This is a genomic window from Flavobacterium tructae (genome assembly GCF_002217475.1).
Classification (GTDB): domain Bacteria; phylum Bacteroidota; class Bacteroidia; order Flavobacteriales; family Flavobacteriaceae; genus Flavobacterium; species Flavobacterium tructae.
This window is the reverse complement of sequence record NZ_MUHH01000065.1, coordinates 1-7,929: the sequence shown is the minus strand read 5'-3', so window position 1 is coordinate 7,929 and position 7,929 is coordinate 1. Positions and strand designations below refer to the sequence as shown.

Here is a 7,929-nt window from a genome sequence, read left to right as displayed (position 1 = left end):
GATAAATGAGTCGAAAAAAAATTTTTTATAGCTTAAAATCAACTTATGAAGGCTATTTTCAATCTAAAAACTCTATAAATTTTTAAATATCAATAGAAAATACAAATAATAAAAAAAGCACTTACAAAAAGCGCTTTTTAATAGATTATAATTATATTATTTTTGAATCATTTCAGAAAGAATTTCAATTTCTCTCTCCGAAGCATTTTTTGGAGGATTTGAATGTAACTTCAAAATATCTTCTTCAAATTGTTTTCTTAAACTTTCATTTTCTAAATCTCTTAAATTTAAAAGTGCTTTAGATCTCACATAAGTAGATTCACTGCGAAGAGACATCGTGTACAATTTTTTAATATCGTCTTCTTCAAAATCAGGAGATTTCAAACTTGAATATTTTAGAATAAACTGAGCAAACAACAATGATCCTTTGTTATTGTTAATATTCTTCTTTAAAGAATTTTGCAACAACGAAAAACTAGAAACATTTTTGATGCTCTCCCCTATTGCACTTTCAATGGCAATACGTTCTGCTTTTGTCTCCACTTTGAAATATTTATTGATATCCTTCAAAGAATTGTTGATACTATTTTCTTCTTTTTTCCCCTTCTCTTCCCAGGCATCTTTTAGTCCAACCGTTTTGTTAAATACTAATTTTGAAGGAGTTGAATCTTTATCCACTGTAAAATAACCCAAACGTTGAAACTGAAATTTATCTTCATTTTGAGCTGTAGCTAAACTTGGTTCAACAAATCCTGTAATTATTTCTAACGAATTTGGGTTCACAAAATCTAAGAAATTTTTCTCTTTATAACTGTCCGGAGCTTCATCTGTAAACAAACGATCGTACATACGAACTTCTGCTTCAACTGCATGCTGAATGGAAACCCAATGTAAGGTCCCGGATACTTTTCTCTGACTTGCTTCTGTCCCGCTTCCGCTTAAAGAATCAGTGTCATAACTTACATGAATCTCTGTAATATTACCTTCTGAATCTTTTATAACACTTTCTCCTTTAATGATATAAGCATTTTTTAGACGTACTTCTTTTCCTAAAGTAAGACGGAAAAATTTAGCAGGCGCTTCTTCTAAAAAGTCTTCTCTTTCTATATATAATTCTCTTGAAAAAGGTACTTTTCTGAAACCTGCATTTTCATCTTCCTGATTATTTTCGGCTTCTAACCACTCCTCTTTTCCTTCAGGATAATTTGTTATTACCAATTTTACCGGATCTAAAACGGCCATTACACGTGGTGCAATTTTGTTCAAATCTTCACGGATACAGAATTCTAAAACCGATACACTGATCAGGTTATCACGTTTTGCAATACCAATTGTATTAGCAAAATTACGCAAAGATGCAGCAGTATAACCTCTTCTTCTTAGTCCGGAAATGGTTGACATTCTAGGATCATCCCAACCGTTAACATGCTTTTCCTTAACTAGTTGCTGTAATTTTCTTTTACTTACAACTGTATGCGAAAGATTACGTCTGGCAAATTCTCTCTGCTTCGGACGTAGTTTATTATCTTCAAAAATTTGGTCTAAAAACCAATCGTATAATTCACGGTGAGGCAAAAATTCCAGTGTACAAAATGAGTGTGAAATGCCTTCCAAATAATCACTTTGTCCATGTGCCCAATCGTACATTGGGTAGATTTTCCAGTTATCCCCTGTTCTATGATGATGTTTGTGTAAAATTCTGTACATGATAGGATCACGCATCAACATATTGGTTGATTTCATGTCTATTTTGGCACGAAGAATATGAGTACCAGCCTCAAATTCACCATTTTTCATTCTTTCAAACAGGTCTAAATTCTCTTCAACTGAACGATTTCTGTACGGACTATCAGTTCCTATCGTTGACGGAGTTCCTTTTTGAATCGCCATTTCTTCTGAAGACTGACTGTCTACATAAGCTTTATCTTTCTTAATTAACAGAACTGCCCAATCGTATAATTGCTGAAAATAATCTGAAGCATAACGTTCTTCTGACCAGGTATATCCCAGCCATTCTACATCTTTTTTTATAGCATCAACAAACTCCTGTTCTTCTTTTTCGGGATTTGTATCGTCAAAACGTAAATTTACAGGTGACTGATAATCAATTCCCAAACCAAAATTTAATGCAATAGAACTTGCATGTCCAATGTGCAAATATCCATTTGGTTCTGGTGGAAAACGAAAATGAAGTTTGGTTTTAGAAAGACCTGATTTTAAATCTTCTTCTATGATTTGTTCAATAAAATTGAGTGATTTCTCTTCTGATGCCATTATTTTATAGTAATTTTAGCAAAGATAAAAAAGTTTACAGTTTTCGGTTTACAGTTTACGGTTTTCTTTAGAAACTTCTCAGTAAACGTGCAACTTGGAACATAAAACCTGAAACTAAAATTAAAAATGGGAGTTATAAAATTAAAAAACATCCGTACTTTTTCGTACCATGGATGTTTAATTGAAGAAGGAAAAATTGGATCTGATTACACGGTTGATCTAAAAATCAAAACTAATTTACAAAAATCAGCACAAACAGATCATTTGTTAGATACTGTTGATTACGTTCATTTGAACAAAATTGTAACCGAAGAAATGGCAATTCGCTCTCATTTATTAGAGCATGTAGCCAAAAGAATTAATATTCGTGTACTTTCGGAGATTGAAATGATAGAAAAAACTACTGTTTGGGTTTCTAAGATAAATCCTCCTATTGGTGGTGATGTTGAAACAGTTACTATAAAAATGACGGAAACGAGAAAATAATTTTTTCTTTAAAAATGCTAATTTTTTAAAATAGTTACTTTGAAACTTTTGAAATTTAAAGATTTTAGTTACTTTTGCCATCCGTTCAAGTAATGGCGTCGTGGCCGAGCGGCTAGGCTGGGCTCTGCAAAAGCTCCTACTCCGGTTCGAATCCGGACGATGCCTCAAAAACCTCTAAATTTCTTTAGAGGTTTTTTTATGTTTAATTTTTAGAAAAAATTAGATAAAGATTTATGTTCGAATCCGGACGATACCTCAAAAAGAGATACAGAAATGTGTCTTTTTTTTATGGCAATTTTTAGAAAAAATTAGATAAAGATTTATATTCGAATCCGAACAATACCTCAAAAAGAGATACAGAAATCTGTCTCTTTTTTTATGTCTAAATTTTCCATCAATCTTGTCATTTCGACGTAAGGAGAAATCTTAGCAATTAACTATCCAACAATTATCCAATCTTTGTCGAGCTTCTTACTAAGATTTTTTGTTCCTAGAAATGACGAAGTTTACGCAAAATAACGTTGTTAACAATAGCAAACCGGACAGGTTTTTGAAACCTGTCCGGTTTAGCAACGAAGTAAATCTTCGTAACAATTGTCAATCTTTGTCGAGCTTCTTACTAAGATTTCTTGTTCCTCGAAATGACAAAGTTTACGCAAAATAACGTTGTTAACAATAACAAACCGGACAGGTTTTAAAAACCTGTCCGGTTTATATTTAGTACAATTACACAATCTTGTCGTTCTTCGTTCCTCAGAACGAAAAAAAAACATTATAAACATAAAAAAACCTCTGATATACAGAGGTTTAATTTTATAATTTGGAGTTATTAACAACTTACTTTTCAATCTTTTCGAAAGCGTTTTTAACCATTTCTTTCTCTTTCGGAAACCAACCCTGAATCATTAAAACAACACCAAAAACCATCAATACAATACTAATACCTTTTTTAATTTTTAGGATATTCGTAGGTGTCATTTTTGATTTTAATTGTTTGGCTAATAATATTTTAAGGCAATCAACTACTAAATAGGTAATGATAACCGAAGTAAAAAAAGTAAACATTCTCGAATTTTGCATTTCTAATTTTGGACCAACAGAAATAATAACGGCTAACCAAAAACCAAGAACACCAATGTTAATAACGTTCAGTAAAAAGCCTTTTACAAATAAACTACCATAGTTTCTTTTAATAATATCACGATCGATTTCTTCGTCGTTTATTTTTGCTTCTTTCTTTAGTCTTACGAAAGAAATTATACCGTACGCCAGCATAATAATTCCGCCAAAAATAAAAAGAGCAGGTTTGTCTTTTAAACTCTGAATCAGTCTGTAACTTCCCAAGTAGGCAATTGCAATAAAGAAAATATCACCTAATACTACACCAAGATCAAAAACTAATGCAGCTCTGAATCCTTTCGTAATACTGGTTTCCAATAGTATAAAAAATACCGGACCTACCATAAAACTTAAAAAAAGTCCCCATGGTAGTCCAGCCAAAATATCATTTATCATTCAAATACAATTTCTTATTTTACTTCTTCGATTTTACCTCCAAAAACCGTTTTTTGATTTATTTGCTTCGGTTTTCCATAAATGTAAATAGAGCCTCCTGCGCTCACTTTTGCATCAACAAGGGTTGAAGCATTCACATCTGCTTTTCCTCCCGCAGAAACGCTTACTTTCGTTTGTGAGGTCTTTAATTTACTTGCCAACAAATAACCACCGGCTCCAAGACCTGCATCCTGATTATCGGCTTTACCACTTAAAGTAATTGAACCACCAGAAACGGAGCTTACATTAAGTTTATCAACATTTAATTCAACATTAATCGTTCCGCCTTCTTGTGCACTTACTTTAAATACCGTTGCTTTTATAACATCTTTACTACTAACGCTGGCTCCTTCATTAACATCTATAAGCTCTAAACGTTTGTAATATACGGTAATATCCAAATCATTTCCTGATAATAACTTAGGAAAAGGCATTCTTAATTTTAATAAACCTTTCTTGTTAACAACTTCGACTTCTGATTCTCTTGCTCCCTTAATTACAATCTTATTTTCTGAAGACTGAACTAATTTTACACTTAACTTATCAAATACTTTAACCGAATCAAAATCACCTAACTCTTTAGTAACCTGACCAAAAGACATCTGAACCAATAAAATTGCAGCTACTATAATTAACTTTTTCATACTTCTATTCTTTTAAATTAAACTTCTATTCTGCTCTTCTTAAAAAATGAAAATCCAACTGTTTTTTAACTAAATCAGCATTTTTAACTTTTACATAAATTTCGTCTCCTAATTGTAAAATGCTGTTTGAAGTGGCTCCAACTAATGCATATTGTTTTTCATCGAAAGTATAATAATCATCTTTTATCTCTCTGATTCTTACCATTCCTTCACACTTGTTGGAAACAATCTCCACATAAATTCCCCATTCTGTAACACCAGAAATAACTCCAAGGAATTCCTCGTCCTGGTGATCCTGCATGTATTTCACCTGCATGTATTTGATACTATCTCGCTCAGCATTAGTGGCTAAACTTTCCATATTCGAACAATGTAAACATTTTGTTTCATAGGCTTCTTCATCTACAGAAGCTCCATTGTCTAAATAATACTGCAGCAAGCGGTGTACCATAACGTCCGGATAACGACGAATTGGTGATGTAAAATGGCTGTAATAATCAAAAGCTAAACCATAGTGACCAATATTCTCTGTCGAATATTTGGCTTTACTCATACTTCTGATCGCCAGAGTATCAATTAAATTCTGCTCTTTTTTACCATTTACTTCTTCCATCAAAGCATTCAGTGATTTCGAAATATCTCCTTTGTTTCTAAAATCTATTTTATAACCAAATTTAGCAATTACGGTTTGCATCGCAATTAATTTGTCTTCGTTAGGTTCATCATGGATTCTGTAAACGAATGTTTTCTTTTGTTTACCAATGTATTCTGCTACTTTTCTGTTGGCCAAAAGCATAAATTCTTCGATCAGATGATTGGCATCTTTTGAAATTTTAAAATACACTCCTTCCGGTTCTCCTTCTTCATCCAGGTTGAATTTTACTTCGACTTTATCAAAAGAAATAGCTCCATTGGCCATTCTTTTTCTTCTTAAAATCTTTGCTAACTCATCTAATTTTAAAGTGGCTTCCGTAATTTCATCAGAAACTGTATACGATTCTCCGGTAATTGAGATATCAACAGGAATTGTATTGTCTTTTGTTTCAATTATATACTGTGCTTCTTCGTATGCAAATCGCTGATCAGAATAAATCACAGTTCTTCCAAACCATTGGTTAATAACCTGTGCAGTTGGAGAAACTTCAAAAATAGCTGAGAAAGTATATTTCTCTTCATTTGGACGTAATGAACAGGCAAAATTAGACAATACTTCCGGAAGCATTGGTACTACTCTATCGACCAAATAAACCGAAGTGGCACGTTGATAGGCCTCATCATCTAAGATTGTTCCTTCTTCCAGGTAATAGGAAACGTCGGCAATATGAATTCCAATTTCATAATTTCCATTCTCTAACTTTTTGAAAGATAAGGCATCATCAAAATCTTTAGCATCTTTCGGATCTATCGTAAACGTAAGTGTATCACGCATATCACGACGTTTTGCAATCTCAGCTTCCTGAATTGAGGTATCTATTTTTTGGGCATAGACTTCTACTTCTACCGGAAAATCTGCCGGTAAACCGTATTCGGCTAAAATAGCATGAATCTCAGTATTGTGTTCTCCCGGTTTTCCTAAAACTCTTAATACAGATCCAAACGGACTATCAGCTCTTTTTGGCCAGTCTTCAATGGTAACTAAAACAACATCACCATTTTCTGCCTCCCCTATTTTATCTTTTGGAATAAAAATATCCGTGTACATTTTAGGGTTTGCAGTAGATACAAAAGCAAAATTGGCCTGAATATCTATCACTCCAACAAACTCTGTTTTATTTCTTTCTATAACACTAATTACTTCTCCTTCAGGTCTTTTACCTTTTCTTCGGTTGTAAACATAAACTTTTACTTTGTCTTTGTCTAAAGCTCTGTTTAAATTATTGGTTGGAATAAATACATCTTCGCTAAACTCCTCACAAATAAAATAGGCCGTTTTACGGCTAGTCATATCTATGGTTCCTTCGTAATAATCCTGACTTTCGGCTTTTACTAAATATTTACCCGGTTCTGATTCTATAATCTTTTTTGAAGCAGCCAGAATCTTTAAATCTTTTATAATCTGATTTCTGCTTTTGGTATCATCTAGTTCTAACTTTGCTGCTATTTGTTTGTAGTTGAATGTTTTATTTGGGCTTTGCGATAAAATTTTTACTATTTTACTGGAGAAATCTTTCTCTTTTTTTATCGGCTTTCTAATTTTCTTACTCATATATCTTTTCTTAAAAGTTTAAAATTACAAATAAGATATCAGATTATAGATTTTAACAAATAAATTATTAAAAATATAACTTTCTGGAAGTCGTTGCAATTCGTCTATTCAAATTAGTACCAAGAACAAATTTTGGTACTATTCATTTGAGTATCTTTACAAAAAGACCTGATATGGAAAGCTTTAAAACCATTGCTGTATTCAATTATTTACACGAAACCGTGGTTCTGAAACACTTATTAGAACAGGAAGGGATTCCTTATTTTTTTGAAAACGAAATGACACTGTCTGTCGTTCCCTTGTACAGCACTGCGCTGGGTGGAATCAAACTCAAAGTTCATCCGAACGATTTCGAAGAAGTTCAGCAAATTCTGGACAATCTGAACAATCCTCTGAAAATCGTTTGAAACAACAATCAAAAACAAATTCAAATTAGCTTTGAATTCAAATAAAATTTAATTTTTTTCTTTTTCAGTTTTCAAAGTTGTCAACATATATTAAATACAACAAAAAAGAATTTTAAAAATTTAAAAAAATTTGGTTGTTATTATAGCTTGTTAATATGTCGAATAAATTTATTTTTAAAAGCATTGAAATGAAGTTTCTCTTAGTTATCTTGAGTTATCAACATACTTATATTTTGTTAAAGGATTAATTTCTAAGAGTTTTTGTATTTTAATTAACAACGGTTGACAACCAAAAATGAATTCAATTTGTAGATAAGTTCATATGTTGATATTTGTTGAAAATGGCATTTTTGGTATT

6 protein-coding genes and 1 tRNA gene are annotated in these 7,929 nt (G+C 32.1%); 3 read left to right on the top strand and 4 right to left on the bottom strand.

The features are described 5' to 3' along the window. Positions 1-156: 156 nt before the first annotated feature. Entirely contained in the window at positions 157-2,274 is a 2,118-nt protein-coding gene (locus B0A80_RS19840; RefSeq protein ID WP_070906236.1) for a glutamine--tRNA ligase/YqeY domain fusion protein, read from the bottom strand. Between the two features lie 126 nt (positions 2,275-2,400). Here B0A80_RS19840 and folB point away from each other — a divergent pair, with 126 nt between their 5' ends. Together folB and B0A80_RS20890 are read left to right on the top strand one after the other, a co-directional pair. Further along, positions 2,401-2,760, top strand: coding sequence for a dihydroneopterin aldolase (gene folB, locus B0A80_RS19835; RefSeq protein WP_017498764.1), 360 nt, complete (start codon positions 2,401-2,403; stop codon positions 2,758-2,760). Between the two features lie 94 nt (positions 2,761-2,854). Continuing rightward, positions 2,855-2,925, top strand: a tRNA-Cys gene (locus B0A80_RS20890). 672 nt (positions 2,926-3,597) lie between these two features. On the opposite strand, the gene B0A80_RS19830 is transcribed toward B0A80_RS20890, so the two are convergent. From B0A80_RS19830 to rnr, 3 genes are read right to left on the bottom strand one after another with little or no spacing between them, the layout of a single operon-like run. Next, entirely contained in the window at positions 3,598-4,275 is a 678-nt protein-coding gene (locus B0A80_RS19830) for a LysE family translocator (RefSeq protein ID WP_070906235.1), read from the bottom strand. A gap of 14 nt (positions 4,276-4,289) precedes the next feature. Continuing rightward, complete coding sequence (locus tag B0A80_RS19825) at positions 4,290-4,958, bottom strand: head GIN domain-containing protein (RefSeq protein WP_017498762.1); 669 nt, start codon at positions 4,956-4,958, stop codon at positions 4,290-4,292. Between the two features lie 25 nt (positions 4,959-4,983). Next, positions 4,984-7,164, bottom strand: a complete 2,181-nt coding sequence (gene rnr, locus B0A80_RS19820; RefSeq protein ID WP_089078421.1) for a ribonuclease R — start codon at positions 7,162-7,164, stop codon at positions 4,984-4,986. Between the two features lie 173 nt (positions 7,165-7,337). On the opposite strand from rnr, the gene B0A80_RS19815 reads away from it, so the two are divergent. Next, entirely contained in the window at positions 7,338-7,571 is a 234-nt protein-coding gene (locus tag B0A80_RS19815; RefSeq protein ID WP_017498760.1) for a putative signal transducing protein, read from the top strand. Positions 7,572-7,929 lie beyond the last annotated feature (358 nt).